The organism is Acinetobacter sp. ATCC 27244, from assembly GCF_000156555.1.
Classification (GTDB): Bacteria; Pseudomonadota; Gammaproteobacteria; order Pseudomonadales; family Moraxellaceae; genus Acinetobacter; species Acinetobacter haemolyticus.
The window spans coordinates 87162-112221 of sequence record NZ_GG665952.1; the positions used below are offsets into that span (position 1 = coordinate 87162).

At 39.0% G+C, this 25060-nt stretch carries 20 protein-coding genes; 4 read left to right on the plus strand and 16 right to left on the minus strand.

What is annotated here, in order from left to right:
• From HMPREF0023_RS05715 to ybaK, 15 genes are all read right to left on the minus strand, one after another.
• The coding region (locus HMPREF0023_RS05715; protein WP_008941449.1) for a histidine-type phosphatase at nucleotides 1-1497 on the minus strand (1497 nt) is incomplete at its 3' end.
• Between the two features lie 107 nt (nucleotides 1498-1604).
• Nucleotides 1605-2213: a histidine phosphatase family protein gene (locus HMPREF0023_RS05720; protein WP_017396035.1), complete on the minus strand. Its 609-nt coding sequence runs from the start codon at nucleotides 2211-2213 to the stop codon at nucleotides 1605-1607.
• Nucleotides 2203-3270, minus strand: coding sequence for a nicotinate-nucleotide--dimethylbenzimidazole phosphoribosyltransferase (cobT, locus tag HMPREF0023_RS05725; protein WP_026056320.1), 1068 nt, complete (start codon nucleotides 3268-3270; stop codon nucleotides 2203-2205). Before cobT ends, HMPREF0023_RS05720 begins: the two co-directional genes overlap by 11 nt.
• Before the next feature lies 1 nt (nucleotide 3271).
• A complete protein-coding gene (gene cobU, locus HMPREF0023_RS05730) occupies nucleotides 3272-3790 on the minus strand; it encodes a bifunctional adenosylcobinamide kinase/adenosylcobinamide-phosphate guanylyltransferase (RefSeq protein ID WP_026056321.1) in 519 nt (172 codons plus the stop codon).
• A gap of 2 nt (nucleotides 3791-3792) precedes the next feature.
• Entirely contained in the window at nucleotides 3793-4389 is a 597-nt protein-coding gene (locus HMPREF0023_RS05735) for a 2'-5' RNA ligase family protein (RefSeq protein WP_008941453.1), read from the minus strand.
• A gap of 81 nt (nucleotides 4390-4470) precedes the next feature.
• The gene (mtlD, locus tag HMPREF0023_RS05740; RefSeq protein ID WP_008941454.1) at nucleotides 4471-6603 is read right to left on the minus strand and encodes a bifunctional mannitol-1-phosphate dehydrogenase/phosphatase; all 2133 of its coding nucleotides are present in this window, start codon (nucleotides 6601-6603) and stop codon (nucleotides 4471-4473) included.
• A gap of 364 nt (nucleotides 6604-6967) precedes the next feature.
• Complete coding sequence (gene actD, locus HMPREF0023_RS05745; protein WP_005090608.1) at nucleotides 6968-8194, minus strand: putative acinetoferrin export transporter ActD; 1227 nt, start codon at nucleotides 8192-8194, stop codon at nucleotides 6968-6970.
• 54 nt (nucleotides 8195-8248) lie between these two features.
• Nucleotides 8249-10507 (minus strand): putative TonB-dependent ferric acinetoferrin receptor ActA, encoded by a 2259-nt coding sequence (gene actA / locus HMPREF0023_RS05750; RefSeq protein ID WP_005090609.1) that lies wholly within the window; start codon nucleotides 10505-10507, stop codon nucleotides 8249-8251.
• 9 nt (nucleotides 10508-10516) lie between these two features.
• Nucleotides 10517-11752, minus strand: coding sequence for a putative ferric acinetoferrin MFS transporter permease subunit ActC (actC, locus tag HMPREF0023_RS05755; protein WP_017396647.1), 1236 nt, complete (start codon nucleotides 11750-11752; stop codon nucleotides 10517-10519).
• Nucleotides 11749-12120, minus strand: a complete 372-nt coding sequence (actB, locus tag HMPREF0023_RS05760) for a protein ActB (protein ID WP_005090611.1) — start codon at nucleotides 12118-12120, stop codon at nucleotides 11749-11751. The genes actC and actB overlap by 4 nt, the downstream gene beginning before the upstream one ends.
• The gene (gene acbD / locus HMPREF0023_RS05765) at nucleotides 12117-12755 is read right to left on the minus strand and encodes an acinetoferrin biosynthesis acetyltransferase AcbD (RefSeq protein ID WP_005090613.1); all 639 of its coding nucleotides are present in this window, start codon (nucleotides 12753-12755) and stop codon (nucleotides 12117-12119) included. The genes actB and acbD overlap by 4 nt, the downstream gene beginning before the upstream one ends.
• 27 nt (nucleotides 12756-12782) lie before the next feature.
• A complete protein-coding gene (gene acbC / locus HMPREF0023_RS05770) occupies nucleotides 12783-14600 on the minus strand; it encodes an acinetoferrin biosynthesis protein AcbC (RefSeq protein WP_005090615.1) in 1818 nt (605 codons plus the stop codon).
• Nucleotides 14597-16078: an acinetoferrin biosynthesis monooxygenase AcbB gene (gene acbB, locus HMPREF0023_RS05775; protein ID WP_008941456.1), complete on the minus strand. Its 1482-nt coding sequence runs from the start codon at nucleotides 16076-16078 to the stop codon at nucleotides 14597-14599. The genes acbC and acbB overlap by 4 nt, the downstream gene beginning before the upstream one ends.
• Entirely contained in the window at nucleotides 16071-17855 is a 1785-nt protein-coding gene (gene acbA, locus HMPREF0023_RS05780; protein ID WP_008941457.1) for an acinetoferrin biosynthesis protein AcbA, read from the minus strand. Before acbA ends, acbB begins: the two co-directional genes overlap by 8 nt.
• A 321-nt stretch (nucleotides 17856-18176) precedes the next feature.
• Nucleotides 18177-18644 carry a Cys-tRNA(Pro) deacylase gene (ybaK, locus tag HMPREF0023_RS05785; RefSeq protein WP_008941458.1) on the minus strand — a complete coding sequence of 156 codons (468 nt, stop codon included), beginning with the start codon at nucleotides 18642-18644 and terminating at the stop codon, nucleotides 18177-18179.
• Nucleotides 18645-18810: 166 nt separating this feature from the next.
• Here ybaK and HMPREF0023_RS05790 point away from each other — a divergent pair, with 166 nt between their 5' ends.
• From HMPREF0023_RS05790 to HMPREF0023_RS05805, 4 genes are all read left to right on the plus strand, one after another.
• Nucleotides 18811-19116, plus strand: a complete 306-nt coding sequence (locus HMPREF0023_RS05790) for a hypothetical protein (protein ID WP_005080861.1) — start codon at nucleotides 18811-18813, stop codon at nucleotides 19114-19116.
• Nucleotides 19117-19307: 191 nt separating this feature from the next.
• Nucleotides 19308-20681, plus strand: coding sequence for an ABC1 kinase family protein (locus HMPREF0023_RS05795; protein WP_004639024.1), 1374 nt, complete (start codon nucleotides 19308-19310; stop codon nucleotides 20679-20681).
• A 236-nt stretch (nucleotides 20682-20917) separates the two neighbouring features.
• On the plus strand, nucleotides 20918-22204 hold the full coding sequence (locus tag HMPREF0023_RS05800) for an acyl-CoA dehydrogenase family protein (protein ID WP_008941459.1): 1287 nt from the start codon (nucleotides 20918-20920) through the stop codon (nucleotides 22202-22204).
• Nucleotides 22205-22219: 15 nt separating this feature from the next.
• Nucleotides 22220-23419, plus strand: coding sequence for an acyl-CoA dehydrogenase family protein (locus tag HMPREF0023_RS05805; protein WP_008941460.1), 1200 nt, complete (start codon nucleotides 22220-22222; stop codon nucleotides 23417-23419).
• A 67-nt stretch (nucleotides 23420-23486) separates the two neighbouring features.
• Here the strand turns inward: HMPREF0023_RS05805 and gorA are convergent, their stop codons facing one another.
• On the minus strand, nucleotides 23487-24839 hold the full coding sequence (gene gorA / locus HMPREF0023_RS05810) for a glutathione-disulfide reductase (RefSeq protein WP_017394822.1): 1353 nt from the start codon (nucleotides 24837-24839) through the stop codon (nucleotides 23487-23489).
• Nucleotides 24840-25060: the final 221 nt, after the last annotated feature.

The window sequence follows — 25060 nt, forward strand, 5'->3', positions numbered from 1 at the left end:
TAAGGTTTCTTTTTCATTGTAGAGCATTTTGACTAAGGTAGCTCCTTGCGCATTTTGATAGATATCCCATTGTATATTCGCAGCCATTGGAGAAACTATCTCACCTCTCCATGGGCTATTGTTATAATTATAAGTTTGATGCAATGCTAAGGGTTGCATCATATTAAACAACTCCAAGCTCGTTGCTAAAGGAATAATGATTTCAGCATGCGCAAAACGTAAAAGTGCACGATGTGATTGTTGTTTATCGACAACCGCGTCGACCTGCTTAAACAGATCTTGTGTCAATCCCTGTGCAATTGCACTGGTGACTTGATTCGACTCGCTAAAACTTGGCCCTTTTTCATAGAAATCATTGGCATCATTGAATTCTGCATAGAACTTTGCTGCATCTTCAGGCATATATTTATCAAAATCGACACCTTTGAGTTCACTCTGCATACCTCCCATGATTGAATAAAGCTCATATAAATAAGCGGCTGCATCCACAACACTAGTAATGCTATTTTTACCCTTACCTTTTTCAGTGATGGTTTCTCCATTTGGCGCAATTACACTGTACGAACCACTATTACTAAATGTATAAGCCTCACTGCTCCCCAACTTTTGAATGAATTCAGCTTTGAAAATAGGCGTGAGTACTTGCATTGCAACAGTCTGAGCACGAGTATCACTCTCTAACTCTTTGAGTTTAAGTGCTAGATCCTGATCTTCTTCAGCAAATTTCTGATAGGCCTGACTTGCATCATAAATCGCTTGTTGCTGTTCTGATAGAGATTGCGTCAAATCCTGATCTGCCGTCAATTTATGGAAATAGAGCTTAAAGCGGTCTACTCCATTATCTTCAACTGTTGGCCCACTTTCACTCGTCAAACTGGTATATGAAATCGGTGTAATTTGGTCTTTAAGCTGAGGTTGCTGTTGAATCAATTCATCGGTAAAAAACTTAGCACTATCCACAGCACGGTCAACACCTGAGCTCTGCACCAAAATAGATGACTGTTGGTTTTCTGCTGCTTTAAATAAACTCGGTAGACGTTGTAATAATCGATCAGCAATTCCCCTATGCTCTAATATCCCTGTCAAACTTTCATTGCCATAACCAAACTGGCGAATACCATCTACGCCATACCCCAGTAGAATATTCGCCTTCATCATACTTTCTAAATCGGCACCGAGTTTTTCACCCAATGGTGTCAAAGCATTTTCTGCTTTAGCTTGTTTCCAAAGGTTATAAAGTGCTAAATCATATTTGATACTGGACAAACCGCGGGAACCATGACGTGCAACTAATTCAGTAAAAACTGGTTCAAATCCTTGTGGAATTGGCTCATATTTTTTTAGATCTTGTAAGGGCTGATAAGGTGTTTTAGTTTGATAATATTTTGATGGCGTATTATTTTCAGGCGTTGTTTGTGATTGTTGATGATCATCATTATTACATGCGGCCAACAATACACTTGCGCATAACATACTGCTTTTAAATAATATATTCATGAATTATTTGCTTATAGATAAAGAAGTGCCATGTATCATAGACAGGAACAATGACAGTTCTATTACACCATTCAGTAAAAAATTTTAAATACAGTCGTATTTCGAAGCTAAAGAATAAGTGACTTTTCCATAAAACCAATCTCACTTTCACCTTTAAGCAACTCTAATCGATACAGTTTTCCCAGCTCAGCAGGCATTTTTAACAATTCATTTAAGTCATGTTGTCTTGCTAAACAGGTTAGTAACTTTATTACTCCGCCGTGCGTAACAATCAAAGCAGTTTTCCAACTGTTCTCATGCATTTGCTGATGAATTTGTTCAAAACCTAACGTAACTCGTTGTTGAAATCGTGCAAATGATTCACCATTTGGTGCTTGATATTGAGTCGGGAATTGCCAAAAATTTGCCAGTAACTCAGGAGTCGTTTCATAAATCCTTTGAGTTGAAACACCTTCCCAATCACCAAAATACATTTCTTTGATATTTTCATTGATCAATAGCGGGCGTTGTAATTGATTTGCCAAATTTTCAGCAAAAAGACGGCAACGTTGCAGAGGGGAACTAATGATGACATCCCAATACTGCTGAGCGTCAAGATAACCTTGAACGGTTGTTTGCATCTGTAACCAACCCTGCTCGGTCAATTCATCATCAAGGTGTCCACGTAAAGTATGACTTTGCGTTGTTTCACCATGACGCAATAGATCAATCTGCAACTTTATCACCTGTGACGGCTGCTTCTGCAAAGGTTGCCATCTGATTATGTAGCACACAAGCAAGTTGAATCATTGACAACGCTGCACTCGCACCGCTGCCTTCACCTAATCGTAAATTCATATTTAAAATAGGTTGAGCTTGGAGTTCTTTTAGGATTCGTTGATGCCCATACTCAGCAGATTGATGACCAAACAACATCCAATCTCTCACACTAGGTTGAATACGCACTGCACATAAAGCCGCCACAGAACTAATAAAGCCATCAACCACAATTGGCATACCGATCTGACCACAACGAAGATAGGCGCCAGTCATTGCGGCAATCTCTAGACCACCAACCGCTGCAAGTATTTTTAAAGCATTATTGCCAATATTTGGTACATGAAGTTTTATAGCTTGATGAATGACTGCAATTTTGTGCTGAAGTTGTTGATTGTTAATTCCTGTACCGACACCGGTTAATTGCTCAGCACTTTCATTTATTAATAAACTTGCCATTGCAGATGCGGAACAGGTATTTCCAATACCCATCTCACCAGCAATAAAGATATCTGCTGCTTGAGATTGTGCCAAATCAACACTATGTTTACCTAATTCCATTGCGGCAATGCATTCCTGCTCAGTCATTGCAGCGTGTTTAGTGAAGTTCGCCGTACCAGCTCGAATACAATGTCGTTCAACACCAACATAATCATAGACATCGCCCACCGTACCGCAATCAATTACTTGCAAGTGTGCCTGGTGATATTGGGCGATTACGCTAATCGCAGCGCCACCAGAAGCAAAGTTTTGAAGCATTTGCCGTGTAACCGCTTGAGGATAAGCAGAAATATTTTCTTCAACTACACCATGATCACCAGCAAAGATCGTAATCCACGGCTTCTGAATCCGAGGTTGGATTGTTCCTTGTAAACTCGCAAGTTGAATCGCAATTTGCTCCAACTGACCTAATGCACCTGTTGGCTTAGTCAATTGCGACTGACGATACTCAGCTTGTGATTTTGCTGCTAAATCTGGATGTTTAATTGTTTCTAACCACCAAGCTTGTTCTGACATTTTATTGCTCATCTTTTAAAATCATAGGAAATCCCGCCACACAGAACATCACTTTGTTTGCTAATTGCCCTAAAGCTTGATGTAAGCGCCCTGCTTCATCGACAAATCGACGACTGATTTCCCCCATTGGAACTACACCAAGCCCTGTTTCATTGCTCACTAAAATAATTTGTGATTTAAGTTTGGGCAGCACATTTAATAACTGATCTATTTGTTGTAAATATAAGTTCGAATCTTCAGCGAACAAGAGATTGGTTAACCACAAAGTGAGACAGTCAACCAAAATAATTTGATTCTCCTGATCTATTTGTAAAAGCTGATCTGCCAGAAATATTGGCTCTTCACTTAATTTCCAATGCTGCGGTCGTTGCTGTTGATGGTGCTGAATACGCTGTTGCATTTCCTCATCTAAAGGCTGTGCCGTTGCAACATAGGCCACCACTAGACCACTTTCTGTCGCAATTTTCTCAGCTAAACGGCTTTTACCTGAACGCGCACCACCTAGAATTAATTGCAAAATATTCAACCCAATTTGACTTGATGATAAGGATACAGTAATCCTTGTAAAATCTGAGCGTTATAATAACCGAAAGTCAACTGATTGACCTGAACTTTAATTTTTTGGATTGTTAAGGCTTGAATACGCTCTAGAACTAATTCGCTTGACCAAGCCTCGCGATAAAGCCCCAAGGTGATATGTGGGCAATAGATCGGCGCAGCAATTTCGTCCTTAACTTGATACAAACTCTTTCGTATCTTATCTAATGTATTTTGAGAGTCTCTAATCTGTACAAATAAAGCGCTACTAAAACTATCAATATGTGACAGTTCCAGCTCAAAATCATCTAATTCTAATGCTTCTAATATGTTGATTTGTTGATTGAGCTGAATAATTTCAAAATCATCATTATGCTGAGCTGGTTGCTCTGTCAAAAAACCAGCAACAAACAAAGTGATATGGTATTGACGTAGATTAGGCGTTATCAATAAATCCGCAAAATGTTGTTGTAATTGGTCTAAATGTTGGATCAAATCAGGTTGATTGATTTGGATATACCACACACCATAATTACAGCGTCCACGATGCCATTCAGGATAATCGTGGTTTTCGGTTGCCATCAGTTTCGTTGATGCTTGTAATAACACAACATTTTGAACAAAGTTAAAGTTGTGTTATTCAAGCATAGATTGCTCTAAACTTTAAACAGTTTCTGTTTGAATCTCAGAAAAATGCTTAAGATTTAGTACATCTTGATCCTTCTTTAAATATGCGGTAATTCCATCGTAAATATCAGCCAATAAATCTTTATATTGGCTTTCTGATATATCCAACTGTTTAACGTGCTTTTGTAAATGCTGCACAATCTTCATTTCATCTAAATCTAAAAATTTTATCGCATAGATATAGCCAAACACAGCACCTTCAACAAGCTTCTGAAATGGAATCTGTTGCTGTATATGCGTTTCAATACTTCCAAAGACACGCTCATTAAAGCTTAATTTCCGTAAAGGATCTCTTGCTACACGCTCACAAGGATCTTTGTAGGCATAACGACATGAGTTGAGAAAACTATTTGCCATACGATCTAATTGTTTCGCTTGATTTGGCACTAAGTTGGTTAAACCTAATTTCACCTCATCCACTAACCTTTCGACAAAAACCTGCATCTGTGGGTCAGCCATCGCGATCCCAATCGTTTCATGCCCATTTAAACTTGCATTCCAAGCGAGGATGGCATGGCAACCATTCCATAAGCGATTCTTAATGATCTGGATATCAGAAATTTGATCCACTAAAACCATTTGACGCATTTTGACAAGTAATGGGCTTCGATTTTCGACATAGATCGGCATATCAGCTTCTCCATGAAATAAAATCAAATCCATATTTTGCAAGAACTGACCTGCTTGAAATTGCTCCCGCATGTCTTCTAAACATTGTGTCAATTGCTGCTCTTGTTTTTCACTCAGCGCCGTTTCGTCCGAAAGCTCAATCGTTTCATCATTCAAATCAGATTGGTATTGTTGGTATAAACGATGCTTGATTTTTAATTGACGATATAAATCCTGATCGGTCAACTTTGAAACCATCCTGTTTACAACGGTATCACAGAAGTAATGCTCGCTCAGGATATGTTCGGCAATGTCCTCATCGGTGATTTCTAATAACGCATCACGAATATATTTAAGCACCAGATATTTTGCACAGACTTTATTTAAAATAATGAGGAATGTAATTGGTTCATTATTCTGAACGTCTTGTGACATAAAACGTGCTAACAAACCTTTAGCAATAATCTTCGATTCAGACTCAATTGCTTGTTCAGGTAAACACAATGCGATTAGACTTGACTGCATATACATTTCTAACATCTGCTGCTCATTATCAGCATCAATCACTGTTAGATTTTCAATTCGTTCATCATAAGAACACTGTGGATAGCGGATACTATAACTACCAAAACTATTTACCGCTTCGCGATATAGACGATTTCGAGTCGATGCTAAAATACGTTTTGGACGAGTAAAACCATCCCAATGCGATAATATTTGGGCAATGTAACCACCGCCAATTGCACCAAAACCATGAATCCCGACTGTAAGCTGATTTAAACTTTGTGGAAATGCTTCTTGCAACTGCGGCATAAGCATTTCAGGAATATGTTGATCCAATGCAATCAAATATTCATACATATCAGGATAATAGAAATTTGCTTTTGCCAGCATGGCATCATTCGGTTCTTTAATATCTTTGAATAAAACAGTAATGCCTCCTGCATCAAATGCAGAACGAATACCATTTTCAGAGTCTTCAAACATTAAACATTGTTCAGGCTTTAAATTAATTTTTTCTGCTGCCTGTAAAAAAATCTCAGGATGAGGCTTTCCTTTTTCTACCTCATCGCCACATACAAGCAAATCAAAGAACTTGTATACATTTGCATTAATCAAATACTCTTCAGCGATCGCTCTGCGACTTGATGTTGCCACAGCTATTCTAAGTCCAGACTTTCTCAGTCGTTCTAGCACTTGTACCAATCCCTTTTTAATCGGTACCCCCTGATTTCGTACAAACTCAAGCTCTAATTCGTCTGCACGTTTACGAATTGTCTGATAAGGAACTTCTGTTCCATAAATTTTTTGTGCGAGTTGTTCTGCTGTTTTTGCACTTAATCCTAGACATTGCATCAAATAATCATCAGAGAATTCCTGTCCAATGAGTTCTTGAGAGGCTTGTTTTAATGTTTGAAAGCGTAATCGCTCAGTATCAAACATTGTGCCATCCATATCAAAGATCGCCCCATGGACAGGATAATCATGAAAAATCAGCATTATTACTCCTTGATTGTTATCACGATCTTTAGCATACCGAATAAAATTTGCGATAATTCAAGTTGTAAATAAATGAAATGAAAATGATTAAATTTTAATCAAAAATCTAAAGGATTCTCTCAATACTATCAGTATTGATCAAAAAACTTGCATTGTGATAGATATTATGATTGACATTTTTTATATATGGGTTTTATGTTTTTCTGTCTTAGCAAATCCCTTTGGATAGAAAATGTGAATAAACTGCAGAATGAATATCCATACGCCTAGATCAAACGTCCAACTAAAAATAATCATCTAAGAATTGATTACGAGACTGCAATCATAAAAATTTAATATTCTCTGTCTTTCAAGCATATTTGATTTAGGAGTTAACCTTATTGCTTATCATCGTATTCTGATTTGAATAGGATATGATCAACAAGTAGATCGCCACAGCAATCATCAATATTAAGAGTAAATAAAAAGGTAATTGAATGCCGAACTGATATAGAAAAGTGCTCAGTAAAGGCGCCACAATGAGACCAATCGCTTGAGTAGCTGTACAAATACTTGCCATTTTGACTTGAGCAGTTTGCGGAACAGATTGAGCCGCCCCTGTGGTAAATGCAGGCAAAAGGCTTGCCACCCCGACCCCATAAAATAAATAACTTATTTGAAACATCCAAATATGGATTGCACTTAAAGATAGGATGAGTCCACTAACCATGCTAAACGTACCCACCAATACCAAAGCTTTTAGTTTTAAATGAAGTACTTTTACAATCAGGATCTGAGTAATCACTAAGCTAAAACCAACAATGAGCATACATTGGGAAAAATAAATCGCACTTTGTTGTGAGCTTAAATGAAAATGGTCTTGAATATAGAATCCTGCAGTCATATTGAGCGTCACGATAGCCATATAGGTAGTAAATCCTAAAATAAGCCAAGGCATAGCTGGTTTTAATGAAAATGAATGTTCTACGTTTACAGGCTGTTTTTGATCCAATATTGTGCTTTGTTTACCCTCATCATGTTTAAAATACATTGTGATAATCAAACTAAAAATCACTAACAAAATAACAGCAATCCACATTGGCAATAGAATGCCACCGAACAATAACACGGACGTCAGAAATGGACCGACGATCATACCTAAGCTATTCATCGCACCATACATTGCCATTTTTTGACTGCGTTGTTGTTCCTCTGTGACATGTTGCATGACATAACTTTGTAGACCAATTTGTGGCATAGCCATAAAACCACCAGTACTCGCTCGACTAATCACCAACAAAGCAAAAACTATCATTACGGGTAATGTTTGTTGTATTCCCCAATAAAGAATCGCTGTAAATATAGCCCAAGTAATGGTCATGCCCCAGAAACCATAATTCATTAATTGATAAGGAGTCTGTATTTTTTCCCCTCGGGCAATCAGAATAGAAGCAATCGCCATACAAATTGCACCCGCTGAAACAATTACTCCGCCCTGTACTTCTGTTAAGCCAAGCTCACGAATTAATGGTGCGAGTAAAGGCAAAATCATTGAGAAACAAGTGCCGTTGGCTAGAGTTGCCCAAGCCAATAATTTAAAATTTTGTTGCATAGGTAATATTCATCAAAAGAAAAGGCATCTTAATCAGATGCCTTTATGATTGGATTAGTATTTAAGTGTATAGCTTAGACCGTATGTACGACCTTGAGCTGGTAGACTAGAAATTGGACCATAAACTGCTTCAGCCGCTTGGCTATATACCGTTTTATAGTCTGCATTCCAAACATTATAGACACCAAAACCTACAGTTCCAGGACCTGCTTTGGCATTGGCAATCACATCCATGACTGCATACCCCTTGATTTTAGTTGCCGCATTGGGGCGAACATTTTCATCATATTTGGCAACGAGGGAATCTTCATATGCTTTATCAGTACCTTTCACGGCAAGCATCTGAACTCTTAGACTATTGCCCTTGTCATCATTCCACTCACCGAATAATGTTCCTTTGATTGGGGAAATTTGAAAAGCGTTCAGCTCTCGCCAAGAACCACTCGCGTCTTTAAATTGACCTCGAGTATAAGATAATGTCCCACCGACACTAAATTGATCCAATACTGGCATGCTTGCATTCGCTTCAAGACCATAAATACGTTGGTCTGTATCTGCAACAGTTACAGAACGATCAGCTTTAAACTGGATGACTTTATCAGAAGTATTGTAGAACGTTGTTAATCCAAGATTTGCACCAAGGTCATTTTGCAATCTCCAACCCAATTCGTAACTATTGACAGTAATTGGATCAACATTGCCTGATCGAACTACATAACCAGCAGAAACATCGCGTAATACACGTTGAATATCTGGTAAGCTAAAACCTTGAGAGAAGTTTGCAAATACTTGTTGCTGGTCATTTAATTTGTACACAGCACCTAAATTAAATAATGTTTTGTCGTGTTTAACAGAACCTGCAGCGACCATTCCAACCGGCTGTCCGGTGATATCACCTTGAATAGCTGCAACAGTGGGTTGAAATGCACTGGTGTCGCTTTCAATACGTTGATAACGAATGCCCGCTTGAACATTCAATGCATCCGTTAAATCATAATTCCCCTGAACAAATGCACCTAAGTTTTTAATGGTTGCATCTGGGCCAAAGTCATAACTCCGCCCTGTATTTTGATATTTCAGACCATTGTGGGTAAAACTATATAAATCAGCTGTTTGCTTATCTTTCTCACGGTCATAATCAATACCATAAGTCAGTTTTAGATCACGATCAGCAACATTCAACTTTGATGTCATTGCAGCACGAATACCGGCAACATCAATATCAGACTCAGATTGGTAAGCCAAATAATATCCAGCAGGAATAAAGTTAGCTAAAACCGTCGGGTAAAAGCGCGCTTTTTCATTGCGATAATATGCTTCTACATTCAGCTCTTGCCCAAGTAAATCCGTGTTTTGATATTGCGTATTTACAGCATAACGTTTGGTGAATGGCTGATCATCGATTTCAAAACCTTTGAGTGCTTTTAAACTCGGTGGATTGCCTTTTAAAACTGCGAAGTCTGGACCATAATCTGGACCATACTCTGAATCTTGTTTGTCATTATAATACTGAGCCCCCAAACTTATTTTTTGGGTATCAGTAAATTGCCAGCTTAAACGACCATTCACATCAACCGTTTCTGTATCTTGGCGATCCGTTTGTGCAATCTCTGGTCCAATGCGATTACCATGACTGTCTTGGATTTCACCACGTTTGGTATAGCCTGCCCCTAAGAAACCACTCCAATCACCTTGATTAAACCCAACTGATTGATAAGCTTCATAAGCTAGTGCATCATTTTTAAAATTATCGCCAGATGTAACACCAAGTTTTGATTCAAAATTTACACCATCACCAGTCCCTTTCTTTGTGATGATATTAATAATACCGCCTGTTGCACCGGAACCGTAGATACTACTTGCACCTGAAACCACCTCAATTTTTTCAATTGAATCAGGGCTAATACTATTTAGTTGGCGGGCGGCATCACGTGAACCTGTTTGGGCAACCCCATCAATAAGGACAAGCACCTGACGGCCACGCATAGTTTGACCGTAATTAGTGGTTGTTCCGCTACTCGGGCTGAGTGATGGAACCAGTTGAGCTAGAATATCTGCCAACTTTCGTCCAGCCGCCGCTTGCTGTCCAATTTGTTTCTGTTCGATTGATTGAACTGTCCCTGCAATTTCAGCGATACTTTGTGCCGAACGAGTTGCTGTCACAACAATTGGCGCAAGTTGTGTTGGTTTTTGGACTTCTGCTGCAACATTATTTTGAATCGTGGTATCGATCTCAGTTGTTTGAGCATAAAGCTGGGCACTTACTGCCAAGCTTAGAAGTGTTAGTGTTGTCGAAAGTGTATGAACTTTCATAAGTAGCCCCTAGATAAGTTGTTTCGATTGTTTTGCTTTAGAAATCAAAACTTGACTGAGTAAAACGCTTAAAATGGATGCAGCGGCGAGAATTAAATAAAAATTTCCATAGCCAAACGCTTTAGCTAAGAAACCTGACATCGCACCACCAATGAAATAAACCAATAATTCAAAACAGACCAAAATCGTAAAATCCGTTCCTGCTTGATCTTTAGAGCTGGTCTGCATGAAATGTGCATATAACGCCGTCATCGCGATATAACGAATTGCAAGAATGACAACTACAAATACACCAAGTAATCTGTGCCATTGATCAAACCAACTGAGTAGAACAGCTGCACCCAACAAGGCATAAATCAAAGTACGTGCCCAGCCTGCCCAGATCAGTAATTGTGTAGCTGCTATTTTTTTCAAGAGAAATGCAGCAGATACAGCAGCTAATAATCCAATACCCGCACCGATCACAGACATCAACACTCCAATCTCTGCCAAAGACCACTTTTGATCAATTAGCATCGGATTCAGCATTGCCATTGCAGGTGCTTCAACGAAGCGATAACACACGATCAAAGCTAAAGCCCATAACATTTCTGGACGTTTAAACGCACGAATCAGACTTGGTGGATGTTTAGCGATTTTCTCAGAAATTGATTTTTCTTTGATTTGGAAAATCGCAAACATAGTCAGTGCCGTCATTGCGGCTAAGGAAATCAATGCAGTTTGCCAGCCATAAAGCTGGTAAAGCCATAAAGTTGCTGCTCCACCCACCATACTACCGAGCGCAACGCCGATGCTTTGTGCCATGCTTCCTAAGCGATATTCAGACTCTGAAAAGGTTTCGACGGTATAGCCATCAATGGCAATATCTTGAGTTGCTGCAAAAGTTGAAATCCATAAACCAACAATGACAAATACACCGAGGCCATAATCAAACTGTGTTAATGCCAAAGCAACAACACCTAGCACCAGTGCAATTTGTGTAAATAGCAACCAAGTCTTACGCTTTCCTAGTTTTTTTAAGTAGAAACGATCAATTAAAGGCGCCCAAAAGAATTTGAATGCCCAAGGAATATAAAGCAACGACAACATGCCAATCCAACGTAAATCTACACCTTGATGGCGCAGAATCGCTGGTAATGCCACGTTGTAAAAATACAGTGGTAAAGCATGCGCGAGGTATAAAACCACCACGACACTTAGGCTTAAGGCTGAAACTTTCTGAATATTTAATGAATTTTGACTCATAAATACCTCTGCATCGCCCATTGCATGGCTTCAGATTTATCTACGCTGACAAAATATGGGACTTGCCAAGCTTTGTGTAGTGCTGGTGTATCCAATCGAATACGATCTTCGTCATCCTGAGCAATACGCGCAAAACCTAAGCAATATTGGTAAAAATCTTGTTTATATTGTTTATACCACTTGCCTTGGATTGCTCTATATTCCTCCGGAAATTCTGTATTTTCATCAGTTTGCATGATCAACACAAAATTTCGCTGATGTTCAAAATAGTGCTGAATTCGTGCTAACCATTGTTCAAATTCTGCAACAGAGACATTCGCCGCAAAGCGCATGTCTAAGATATGCATTTCATTGATATATAAGCTCATGTAACACTCAGGAGTTTGGCTGGCCGATCTGCTAGCTGTTGTTGTGATGTTTGGTAATATTCCCCAAACTTGTGATAAAAAGTTTCTCTAAAGCAGTAATACAACATTGCAGTTTTTTCAGGCATCGGTATTAAACGTTGACTTTCATAGCAAAGCTCTGCCACCACAGCTGCATAAGGTTTAACGGTATGATCTGGCTCACCCACAATTTTTTTCGCTTTAGAGTGCTCAAAAATATAGAAACTGAGTAAACGAATAGTTGGGCGTAAAAAACCTTTACCAAACACTGATTTGTCACCAAATAGCAAATGCCAACCGAGATCATTGTCATCACCATCGTAATAACGGCCTAAACGATCTCGTTTACCCTCATAAATTTCGGTATAGCCCACATCTTTGCCATCAATTCCGACGATCAATAAACGGTGATGGTCATCTGCAAGCATTTTGTCGAAGTAAACTTGTAACTCCAGTTCCGATTTATTTAGCTGCCACTGTGGAATCACATGTGGTTCATGCATCCATTTGTGTAATAAAGGAATATCCTGCGGATATTGCACTTGGCGTAAGTAGTACTGAGTTCCATCCTCAAAGTATTCAAAATAATCGGGTAATTGCTGAGAGATTGTTTTCATATCGAACCTATAAAATGACGAATAAAATTAGCCCACTTTCGCTTGGCGAGGTTGTTGTGCCCATGTTTTCAATGTTTCTGGGCTAACTGGATTTGCAATGGGATCAAGAAAGACAGGAACAGGACGCTCTGCTTCATCGTTATAACTTGTGGTAAATAAACGCACACGGTTTAGGCAAATTTTGGTGTAACTTGGACGCAGCATGGCGAATTTATCAGCACGTTCAGCCAATTCTGGATGTTTGTGGTTAAACTCAACAATCGTATTTGAAATGGTCTGCCAAAAATCAAGCTCAGAATATTCAGGATAGTCTTGCAAGAACACATTACAGATATAGCGGTAATGCACCATGAACAGACCTGTGAAAATAAAATGGCTTAGATCAGTCGCTTCGTGACGGAGTAATAAATCTGCTTCAGATGGTAACTGAGCCAACTCAGGAAAATCCTCATCCACTAAATTGATGTCATCAATGAAGTCTTTTAATACCATAGCTTTCGGCACACCATTTTCATGTACCAACATCGTGTTTTCGCCGTGTGGTGAAAATGCCAAACCATAGCGATACAAGCAAAGTAACAATGGACTCATGCTTACTTGAGCAAATTGTGCTAACCAAGCCAAAGGACTTAAACCTGATGCTTGAATCAACACGCTCAGGATCGATTGACCTGAAATATCACGGTGTAACAATGCTGCTTGAGATAACACTTGATGAGATGGATCAACATAACGATCAACACTTTCACGCCATAAACAACCGAACAGCTCTTTAAATTGATACGGTGCACCGTCAATGCGGTCAAAACACGGCTGATGGATAGTTAAAGTCGCAACTTCACCTAAGAAAATCACACCTGTATTTTGTAAGTCTTGATCTTGTTGATGAATTCTTTTTAACCATGCGTTCACTGCTGGAGCTGCTAGATTACGCTTTGAGGGTAATCCACGATAAACAGCGGTATTAAAAATACTGACAGGCAACTTAATGTAATGGCGTTGTAGGTTTGACGTATTGCATAATGTGCGGATTGATTGCATCGGCACATAGCTATCTTGGCTGATATTTAACTCAATAATTTTCTGATCCACAATCTCATTGGCATAAGTCGGAACAAGCCATTGATGCCATTGCCAAGCATGTACGGGAATCAAAAAGTAATTTTGTGGATCTAGGTTTTTTTCTTGGAGAATATTGATGAACTGCTGTAGTTCATTGGCATCAAATTCATGTTGATATAAACCGCAGGCACTCCAATCTTCAGTACTTCGATACTCTGCCAAATCACGATGTACGGCTAACCACAACACTTTAACTTCAGGTGAAAGCTCTGGTGCAGCGCTTAAATAATCATCATAACCAAAACCCATGCGCCCTTTACTCATGATGAGCCAAGGATGACCACGTAGCATGCCTTCAACTTTGTAATGTGGCTCTGTCAAAACCGCTGTACTTGGCAAACGTGTTTCATTGAACAAATGTGCTTCTGCAAGCCAAGTATTATTCATTTCTTTGATCAAATACGCTTTAGTAAATGGCTTTACATTAGAACTGTCAGACATTGCGACAATGAACTCATGTAAGTTCCAAGCAGGTTGATCATTTTCCTGACTATGAGTCACATCACGTACCGAAGCTTCCTGGATATTCCAGTGTCCGAGTAGATATTGATGTCCTTGAAACTCATACTGACGGTTGCCTAAATCTAATCGATAACGCCCTGCTGACAATGCTTTAACTTCAAGAATTTCTTCGTATAGAAACTCTGCAATCGCCATTTCAATAAGACGTTGTCCTGCGGCACGCCATTGCTGCTGATTAATTTTTAAAGTTGCAAAGTTCATATCAGTTTCTCATATGTTGAATGTACAGAAGCCGTTTGTGTACGTGTGTTTGCACCACGACGATTAGGATGCGTCGTCATCACGTTCTGTTCTGTTTTCTTGAAAATTGAATGGTTTTTATTGGGAGAATTTTCGCAAAGGCACTCGTTTGATTGTGCTTTGTCATCTGCCATACAAATTTTTGGATTTTGAGAGAGATTAAAGTGTTGGAATGTCTGCGCTTGATTGCCTAACTCATAAAGAGGCTCAGCAAGCAATTGATTAATGATCGTTGCTGCACGATAAGCACCAAGACCTAAATCAGGTGTGCCGACACCATGACTATGCATTTCCTGATTTTGAACAAAAATATGACCATTCAGCCGATGTACAACACGATAGTCGTCTGTAATCTGCCAACGCTGCTTATGATCAAACTCGATGTATGGCTTGAGCATTTGCATAAAACCAAAATCAGGTGTGAAATAACCCGTTGCGGCTACAAGAAAATCACAGTCGAGATGAAAAGACTGAGCTGTAGCACGATGCTGGAAATGCAGTCGGATTTTTTGTGTATCCAATGCTTCTGCATCTTTCAAATCACATTGACTATGTAAATGTGTCTGTAAGCTTTGACCTGCAATACTGCGATGATAAAGTTTCTGATAAATCTCACGAATGGTTTTTGCGCTAATTCCCTTGTATAACAAGGCTTGTTGCTTTAACTGCTGTTCCTTTTGCTGCACAGTCAAATCATAAAAATGCTGAGCATAATCTGGACTAAAATGTTCCAAACCTAATGGCGCATACTCCATCGGGAAGAAACCCTGAGAGCGCGTAAACCAATGCAAATCAAACTGATGATTGACAGTATCTTGCTGTTCATCAAATAAGTCGATAAACACTTCAGCTGCAGATTGTCCAGAACCAAGTACGACCACATCGCCATGTAAATCTGTATCGGCATGCGTCATATACTGTGCTGAATGCAGACATTGTTGTGGACGGATTTTCTGAATTTTTGCCAAACATTCAGGCAAATAAGGCACATTGCCACTACCAACCACCAAATGACGGCATAAATAACTTTGCTGAACACCGTTTGATTCAACGACTACCTTAAAACCAATCGCTTGAGGTTCAATCTTCAAGACACGAGATTGATATTGGATACAATCGAGTTGTTCTGCAACCCATTGGCAATAATGGTTGTATTCACAACGTGGAATATGTGGCTGCTCTAAAAAGTAAAACTTATACAAACGTTGCTGATGACGCAGATAATTCAAAAAACTAAATGGACTGGTTGGATCAACCATCGAGACCAAATCTGCCATGAATGGCACTTGTAATACCGTATTAGGTAGTTGCATACCTGCATGCCAATCAAATTGCGCCTTTTGCTCAAAAAACACGTAATTGAGTGAGCTTTTGTTTTGTAGCAAACTAGCAAGACTTAAATTAAAAGGCCCTAGACCAATTCCAATAAAATCAAGCATAACTGACATCCTTCTGTGAAATACGCAGCGGATTTGGCAGTTGCACGTAAACAGATTGATTTTCTACAGGTGCGATCAACTCGTCTAATTCATGCAAACGTGTCAGCAAGTTGCCTTTATAAGGCAGCGTTGAATTGAACAGTAGTCCTTGTATTAAGGTACTCTCAGGATATTGCTGTAATTGCTCTTCTAAAAATCCAGTTAGATGCGCTAACAATTCATCTTCAGTGATATAGCCTGTTGCACCGATGGCATTAATAATCCCGAACAAAGTATTGCCAAAGAAATAATAACTAAAACGTTCATCAACAAAATCTTTCGGACCTACCGCAAAGGCTTTTTCTTTCAGTTCAGGCAGTGCTTGCAGAATTTCAGTGGCAAATTCTTCAATATAATAAAAACCTTGGTTATCACGCAGCCATAAAGTTTTTGGGAAATGATTTTCCAGTTCCAACAACACATTTTGCTGATGTGACTCAAATGCCATACCATAACGATGGTATAGATACATCAAAGGCTGCAAACTGACTTCGAGGAACCGATTAAACCAATCTGAAGCAATCTCTGAAACTTCAGCATCCGGATGGGCTTTCGCAATTTTTGCAAATAAGGCATTAAAACGATTTAAAGGTTTAATCGGGTGATCTTGGCACAAAGATGCGATACAGGTGACTTGTTGTTGTGGATGGAATGGTTGATCTCGGAAAATACAAATACTTTCATTGATCACTTCATCATCGATTTTTAAAGCGATCCAAGCTGGATCATTGACTGCTTTTAGACTTGGACACTGTTTAAGAATATTTTGCCCAAACTCACTATGCCATAAACGATGTGTCAATTCACCACGATGACATTCTTTAGCCAAATTCACTCGAATAGAATTGGTAATCATCACTGAAAGTGACGGCTTCACCATCCAAGGTGCATTGAAGCTCGCTAATGTGCGTATGGAAGTGGTTGGAGAGAATTGCCAACCACGTAAGCCCAAATCAATCAGTTGCCCTGTTTGCTTTAATCGTTCAAACCAAGCTTTGCCCTGTAAATAACGCGCTTGCCATGGATGTAAAGGAAGTAACTTATATTCCGCATGTGTCTTTAATAAATTGAGATCATTTTCAGATAAATACCACTGTAACGCGGTTTTTAATTGCGCTGAAATAGGTTCATCAGTCGCACTACCTTCTGCAATATAATCTTGGTGCACTAGCCAATAATGAAGTTGAGTCTTACCTTTATTTTCAGGAGAAAAGTTTAACCAATCTTCATGAACAAAGCCTGTCCTACTTTTTGGCGCGGGATGCATACTATGCCCTAAAATCAAAGCTTGCTCTGTTTCAATAAAGCTTTGCCCTGCTTTTACTAAATCATCAAATTCATATTCACGATTTTGTAAAAACTGTTGTAGCGCATCTCGACTTTGAATCCATTTTTCAACTAATGAAGCAGCATCTAGATGAACAGGGGCTTCTTGAACAAGTTCTTCTAGCAACAACCCAACAATTGCTACAGGACTAAATACCTTAATTTTTTCATCGATAATAATTTGCGGAAGATCTGCTAAGCGATGTCGCCCCACACAGCTCACATAAGATAAAGGGAAAAAGCAACGTGCTTGAATAGAGGTAATCGGTATTGATAACAGCGTCAAACCTTGGCTAAACGTCTGTAGTTGAAGAGATTGCTGACTTTTATGAAGCAAGTGACCTTTGCCAGTTTCTTGCGTATATGCATTGACGAAATGTTGTAACGCCAACCGATTAGCAAGTGATTGCATCTGTCGATATCCTCTTTCAAAAGAGTTAATTTGTTTTTCGAAATGTTTTAGGCCTGAAACACATCTTAAGTACAAGGGAGTTTGTAGTTAAGATGGAACTAATGATAATTATTATCATTTACTATTTCAATTCCATAAAAGAACCTAGAAAAACAGCACTAAATCATTGAATTTATTTTGTTTAATAAGGAATATTGCTCAGTAAAGATACAAAAAGATAATAATAATTCTCATTAAATAAAATGATCAGCTTGTAGCCATCAATAGTTTTTATAGATGTATAAAATTTTTAAATAGTCTCAAATGTAATATTTCCCCACATCAAAAATCTAATATGTCAAAAAATGAAGCATTTAATAAACTTGCCAAATCTTGCGGCTTTAGTCCAATATCAAGTCCACGCTTTCCACCACTAACGTAAATTTTATCAAATGCTTGTGCACTTTTATCGATCACAGTTTTTAAGCGTTTCTTTTGACCCAAGGGGCTGATTCCTCCAACCAGATAGCCAGTCAAACGCTCAGCGTCTTTCGGGTTTGCCATTTGTAATTTCTTGCACCCCACTGCTGCCGCAACTTTTTTTAGATTGAGTTGATGATTCACAGGTAATATCGCAATAAAGAAGTTTTTTTCATCAGTAACCATCAACGTTTTAAATACTTCTTCAACATTCAAATTTAGTTTTTCAGCAGCTTCTAGACCGAAACTTTTAGCATTTACATCATGCTCATATTCATGAATTGAAAAAGGTATTTTGTGTTTTTCAAGCAATTTACAAGCTGGCGTCATGATTACTCAGTGATGTTATAAAAATTTTAAAGTGGGAATAGTGTAGCATTTTAGGTTAAATGTTTAAATTTACTTAGGCTATTTTTGATATAAATCTATTCTTGATAATTACTCAACTACCCGCATATATTCTTCAATGTGGATCAAAAATAGGACCTGCAATCAAATGAGCTACAAACATAATAATCTAATGGCAATGCGCCAAAACTACTGGAATGATGAGTCTTCAAGTATCGTACAGGCTGAAAAACAATTGCTTAAACACACCTTAATTGAAGAAGGTATCTTTAAAGACGCGACTTTAGAAGATACCAAATATTTTTTCTTTACTCTGCCCAGTATTATTATTGTTAAAGCTCATGCATTAGGTTTTCACCATAATTCAGTCAAACAAATGTTAAAGCAGCACATCCAAAGTAACCGTACTTATTTGATGAAAAAATCTGAATTAAAAATTCAGTTTAGAATTTAATGTAGAGATCCATTAGCGTCTAAAAAATTCTATTATCTGCTTAGGCTATTTTGTAAATATTGATCTATTTCACAAATTTAGACTGATAATTCAAGAGATTGAACTATTTTAATACGTTCAAACGCTGTAATATCCACTACAATTTACGCTCAGCTTTCAACCCTCCGATTTCAGCATAGGATTTTTCTTTCATGTCAGATCAGAACGATAAGCTCAAGAACCTAAAAACCTCGTCTGTGGATCGTCGCTTATCTATCGCTAAAGCCTCATTACTTGCTGGAACACGTTGGGCAACCGCAAGTGCTACTTCTATGTTTTCAAGTGAAGAAGATAAAGAAAAGAAACGTAAGAAAGCGATGGCTGAACAAGCTCATTATTTGGTTTCTGAAATTGGAAAGTTAAAAGGCTCGATCGTAAAAATCGGGCAAATGATGGCCTTATATGGCGAGCATTTCCTACCTGAAGAAATTACTCAAGCATTAAACACGCTGAACAACCAAACTGTTGCTTTGGCTTGGCCTGCTATTAAAGCACATTTACAAGAACAACTAGGTTCTAGAATGGACGATCTGACCATCGACCATGAGCCAATCGGTACAGCTTCATTAGCTCAAGTACATCGTGCTATCCGTAAATCGGATGGTTTAGAATTAGTGCTTAAAATCCAATATCCAGGTGTAGCTGAAGCGATTGATTCAGATATGAATCTGTTCAAAAACATGCTTAAACTCACGCGCATGGTTCCGCAGACCCGTGAATTTGATCAATGGTTTGATGAAGTTAGAGAAATGATGCATCGAGAAGTTGATTATGGCATCGAAGCTGCGACCACACGTCGCTTTGCTGCACGTTTAAAAGAAGATCCTCGATATATTGTCCCTCAGATTGTCAATGAATTCTGTGCTGAAAAAGTGCTCTGTATGACTTTCGAGCGTGGTGTTCCTGTAAACAGCCCTGTCATGCTCTCTTTGCCACAAGAACGTAGAAATCAATTGGGCGAAGCATCATTAGAGATCGCAGTACGTGAATTATTTGAATGGGGTGAAATGCAAACCGATCCTAACTTCGGTAATTATTTAGTCCGTTTAGGGAACGGTACTGACGTCCGCGATAAAATTGTATTACTTGATTTTGGTGCGATACGTCAATTCGATGAGAATTTACTGTCTGTTGCGCGTAACCTAATTCAAGCGGGTTATGATCACGACAAAGCAGCCATGGTCAAAGCGATGACAGGCTACGAATTTTTTGATGGTATGCCAGAAAGTATTAAACCAGGCATGGCAGATGTTTTCTTAATTGCAACTGAAGCATTTAGTTGCCCTGAAAACAATCCAGACATGCCTATTGGTATTATGGATGATCAAGATCGCTATGACTGGAAGAAAAGTCAGCTTCATAGTCGAGTGATGCAACAAGCAGCGCAATCAATGGCTTCTCGCTACTTCTCGGTTCCCCCAAAAGAATTTATGTTTATTAGCCGTAAATTTATTGGTGCATATACCTTTATGACCGTCATTGATGCAAAGACAAACGTCCGTAAAATGATTCGTCAATTTGCATAAAATACCTATACAAAGTCATCTTGACCAATCTGATTTGTCAGATTGGTCAATTTTTTTTATTTTTTATTTTTCATCATTTTTTTAAAATTTTAAAAAACAATAAGATAAATCCACTTAGGTATTCACATTACGCTTTATCGTTCTCAATTCAGCGTGTCAAAGAAGACATAGTTTTTTTAACTGGGGCATGTCAGCATGAATTTACAATCATCCCCTAGGATAAAGTCATGTCTAATATGATGAATAAGGCTCAAGGTTTCGGGCTATCTCTAATCACAAAAATCGCAGGAAGCGAAATGCTTGATCAACTCAAGCTACGAAAATTTGTTGAAAAATCGCTATATCAAGGTTCAAAGACTGGCTTTAAGGTGCTGACTAAAACACAAAAAGCCTTTAAACCGCAAGCAATAGATAAACAGCGTCTACCAAATCAAAGCAATAAAAACCTATTTGATCTGAGTTTAACTGAAGAGCAGCAAATGACCTGCGATGCCATGTCACAATTTGCTGAAGAGGTTTTATATACTTTAGCGCATGATGCAGATCATCATGCTCAATTTCCAGAAGAACTTTGGCAGCATTTAACTGATCTTGGTTTAAATTACTACGCATTACCCGAAGCTTTGGGCGGTGTTGCGGCTGAACAGAATATTGTCAGTAATATTCTAATTGCAGAAAGTCTTGCTAAAGGTGATTTCAGTTTAACCGCAGGCCTATTAAGTACCTTTAGTGTGATCAATGCAATGACTCGTTGGGGTTCAACCCAAGTTCAATCTATGTATTTACCTGTGTTTGCAGAAGATCCAGATGTCACTGCAACTTTCGCCTTCCAAGAAGCAACCCCAGCATTTAATCCATTCCAGTTAAAAACAAAAGCAACTGAGCAAAATGGAAAATTCTATATCACAGGTGAAAAGACTCTCGTTGTTTTAGGTGATACAGCAGATGTCTTTATTGTCAGTGCTGAATGGAACGGAAAACCCGATATATTTGTGGTGCAGTGTGATGAAACGATTGCAATCAAAGCAAATCCCGCGATGGGTTTAAAAGCAGCAGAGACTGCAACACTTCAATTCAATCAAACTCCTGCTCTTAGCTTAGGTGATACAGACTTCGATTACACTGCGTTTGTGGATTTAGGTAATTTGATGTGGTGTGCAATGGCTATCGGGACTTGTGAAGCCATAAAAGCGTATTGCATCAAATATGCAAACGAACGTACTGCCTTTGGGGAGCCAATCTCACACCGTCAAAGCGTTGCATTCATGATTGCTGATATGGCCATTGAAATTGACGCGATGCGTATGTTGGTACTTAACGCAGCAAGTTTGGCTGAAGCTGGACAACCATTCCACCGCGAAGCGTATTTGGCACGACTACTCTGTGCTGAAAAATCAATGAAAATCGGTACGGATGGCGTTCAAATCTTGGGTGGGCATGGCTTTACCAAAGAGCATCCTGTTGAACGTTGGTATCGTGATTTACGTGCGACCGCAATCTTGCATTCTGGCTTACACGCTTAATTTTGGAGAATAATAATGAATTTACAGAATCCGAAAAAATTTAAAATGCTGGTTGATCAAGCACACGAAACTGCCATTAATGTATTACGTCCAATTTCTCGTAAATATGATAAAGCTGAACATGCCTATCCAAAAGAACTGGATATGTTAGCTGCCTTACTAGATGGGATGAATGAAAGTGGCGAAGGCGTAGGTGCAGCAAATGCTAGCAAGCGCGGTACAGCCAATCCAGATTCGATCGTAAATGGCGGTAATATGTCAGCAGCACTTGGCATTATTGAAATGTGTTATGGCGATACTGGATTATTACTCAGTATGCCACGCCAAGGCTTGGGTAACTCTGCCATTGCTGCGGTTGCCAATGATGAGCAACTTGAACGCTTCAAAGGCACTTGGGCTGCAATGGCAATCACTGAACCGGGTTGTGGCTCTGACTCAGCAGCTATCCGTACGACTGCAACCAAAGATGGCGATGATTATATTCTAAACGGTGAAAAAATCTTTGTTACTTCAGGTGAACGTGCTGATTCAGTTGTCGTTTGGGCAACTTTAGATAAGAAACTTGGACGTGCTGCGATTAAATCCTTTGTTGTGACTAAAGGCACACCGGGAATGAAAGTCGAACGTCTCGAACATAAACTTGGAATCAAAGCATCTGATACAGCAGTCATTAGTTTCATCGACTGTCGTGTGCCTGCTGTAAATCTATTAGGTAATCCTGATATCGACGTGGCGAAGGGTTTTGCTGGAGTAATGGAAACGTTTGATAATACACGCCCACTTGTTGCAGCGATGGCAATTGGTTGTGCAAAAGCCTCTTTAGAACGTATCAAAGAGATTTTCAAAGACCAACTTGATCCTGACTATCAAACACCGTATTTGCAAAGTTCAAATCTGGCTGCACAAATCTATCGTATGGAGGCTGAGTGGGAAGCCGCCCGTTTACTTATGCTTAAAGCGACATGGATGGCAGACAATAAAAAGCCGAACTCTAAAGAAGCTTCAATTGCTAAAGCCAAAGCTGGTCGTGTCGGCAATGAAATTACGCTGAAATGTGTAGAGCTAGCTGCAAGTGTAGGTTATGGTGAAGATGAATTGCTGGAAAAATGGGCACGTGACTCAAAAATTCTAGATATTTTTGAAGGTACACAACAGATTCAGCAATTGATCATCGCGCGTCGTGAATTGGGTAAATCATCGAGCGAATTAAAATAATTTCCTCTTCTGACAGGCTAAAGGACGTTTTTATAACGTCCTTTAGCCTTTACATTTCATTAATACTTTATCTCATGGTCACAAACTCTTCGGCAGAAGTTGGATGAATCGCAACGGTATTATCAAAATCTTTCTTAGTCGCTCCCATTTTTAGAGCAACAGCGAAGCCTTGCAAAATTTCATCCATCCCAAATCCAATACCATGAATCCCCACAATTTTCTCATCCTTACCCACGCAAACTAGCTTCATCTTCGTAGGTTGACGATGTTCAGTAATTGCACTAAACATAGCCGTAAAAGAGGTGTTGTATACCTTTACAGCTTCCTGACCATATTGATCTACCGCTTCATCTTCGGTGATCCCAACAGTACCTATAGGCGGATGACTAAAGACCACTGTAGGAATATTTTCATAATCTAAATGTTCTTCAGGTTTATTATTAAAAAGCCGTTCTGATAATCGACGTCCTGCCGCCACAGCAACAGGTGTAAGTTCCATTTTTCCAGTAATATCCCCTACAGCATAAATGCCCGCTTGCAATGTATTCTGGAATTTATCAACGCAGATATAGCCCCTATCATCAAGCTCAATATTCGCTTTTTCTAGAGCTAAACTTGCTGTATTCGGTTCTCGACCTGTTGCCCAGATAAGACAATCGATCGTATGACTTTCACCATTTTCTAAATGGAGCACCACCGAACCATCCCCATTTTTTGTGACTTTTTTGGGAACAGCTTGCGTGTGTACCGTAATACCATCTGTTTGCATCACAGTCATAAGTGTTTCACTAATAAATGATTCAAAACGACGTACTAGTCGATTCTGACGGATAAATAGCCCGACCTCGGAGCCTAATGTATTGAGTACCCCAGCAAGTTCAACCGCAATATAGCCAGAACCTATAACAGCTACTCTTTTAGGTAAATCAGATAACTCAAAGAAGCCATTAGAGTCAATCCCATATTCAACCCCTTCAATATCAGGTAATGATGGCTGTGTCCCTGTAGCTATTAAAATATGATCCGCAGTAAGTCGATTACCATTAACCTCAATCGTATGAGTATCAATAAAGGTCGCCTCACCTTGTATAAGATCCACTTTATTACTGCTTAGGCTATTTTGATAAGACGTATGAATTCTTTGTATATAAGCTTGCCGATTTTTAATTAAATGCTGCCAATCAAATGATTCAACATGTGCATTAAATCCATAGTCTGGTGCATATTTCTGTATCGTCTCCGCAACATGTGCTGCATACCACATCACTTTCTTAGGCACACATCCCACGTTTACACACGTCCCCCCAATTTCACTTTTCTCAATCAATGCACATTTCTTTCCATACATTGCAGCACGATTAACTGATGCAATCCCGCCACTACCGCCGCCAATCGCAATATAATCATAATGTTTTGTCATCATCGCCTCGTAAAATCGATTGTAAGTGCTGTTTTGATTCTAGGTTATATAGATATACAATAAGAATTTGCAAAAACCGTGGTTTTTTAATTTTTTAATACAAGAAAAAAGCACTGATCATTTCTGAACAGTGCTTGGAACATGATGAGCGTCTGTAAATATTAACAGACCTCAAATTTTAGTATTAGTCTGTAGTTTTCGTAGACGTTTGTACTAATGAT

What these genes read in the sequence shown, in the direction of transcription:
- actA (WP_005090609.1), bottom strand. Translation starts at nt 10,507, where the DNA reads ATGAAAGTTCATACACTTTCGACAACACTAACACTTCTAAGCTTGGCA.
- actB (WP_005090611.1), bottom strand. Translation starts at nt 12,120, where the DNA reads ATGAGCTTATATATCAATGAAATGCATATCTTAGACATGCGCTTTGCG.
- HMPREF0023_RS05795 (WP_004639024.1), top strand. Translation starts at nt 19,308, where the DNA reads ATGTCAGATCAGAACGATAAGCTCAAGAACCTAAAAACCTCGTCTGTG.
- acbC (WP_005090615.1), bottom strand. Translation starts at nt 14,600, where the DNA reads ATGAACTTTGCAACTTTAAAAATTAATCAGCAGCAATGGCGTGCCGCA.
- HMPREF0023_RS05735 (WP_008941453.1), bottom strand. Translation starts at nt 4,389, where the DNA reads ATGGCAACCGAAAACCACGATTATCCTGAATGGCATCGTGGACGCTGT.
- HMPREF0023_RS05790 (WP_005080861.1), top strand. Translation starts at nt 18,811, where the DNA reads ATGAGCTACAAACATAATAATCTAATGGCAATGCGCCAAAACTACTGG.
- acbD (WP_005090613.1), bottom strand. Translation starts at nt 12,755, where the DNA reads ATGAAAACAATCTCTCAGCAATTACCCGATTATTTTGAATACTTTGAG.
- ybaK (WP_008941458.1), bottom strand. Translation starts at nt 18,644, where the DNA reads ATGACGCCAGCTTGTAAATTGCTTGAAAAACACAAAATACCTTTTTCA.
- HMPREF0023_RS05800 (WP_008941459.1), top strand. Translation starts at nt 20,918, where the DNA reads ATGATGAATAAGGCTCAAGGTTTCGGGCTATCTCTAATCACAAAAATC.
- HMPREF0023_RS05805 (WP_008941460.1), top strand. Translation starts at nt 22,220, where the DNA reads ATGAATTTACAGAATCCGAAAAAATTTAAAATGCTGGTTGATCAAGCA.
- cobT (WP_026056320.1), bottom strand. Translation starts at nt 3,270, where the DNA reads ATGTCAGAACAAGCTTGGTGGTTAGAAACAATTAAACATCCAGATTTA.
- actC (WP_017396647.1), bottom strand. Translation starts at nt 11,752, where the DNA reads ATGAGTCAAAATTCATTAAATATTCAGAAAGTTTCAGCCTTAAGCCTA.
- gorA (WP_017394822.1), bottom strand. Translation starts at nt 24,839, where the DNA reads ATGACAAAACATTATGATTATATTGCGATTGGCGGCGGTAGTGGCGGG.
- acbB (WP_008941456.1), bottom strand. Translation starts at nt 16,078, where the DNA reads ATGCTTGATTTTATTGGAATTGGTCTAGGGCCTTTTAATTTAAGTCTT.
- acbA (WP_008941457.1), bottom strand. Translation starts at nt 17,855, where the DNA reads ATGCAATCACTTGCTAATCGGTTGGCGTTACAACATTTCGTCAATGCA.
- mtlD (WP_008941454.1), bottom strand. Translation starts at nt 6,603, where the DNA reads ATGCTGATTTTTCATGATTATCCTGTCCATGGGGCGATCTTTGATATG.
- actD (WP_005090608.1), bottom strand. Translation starts at nt 8,194, where the DNA reads ATGCAACAAAATTTTAAATTATTGGCTTGGGCAACTCTAGCCAACGGC.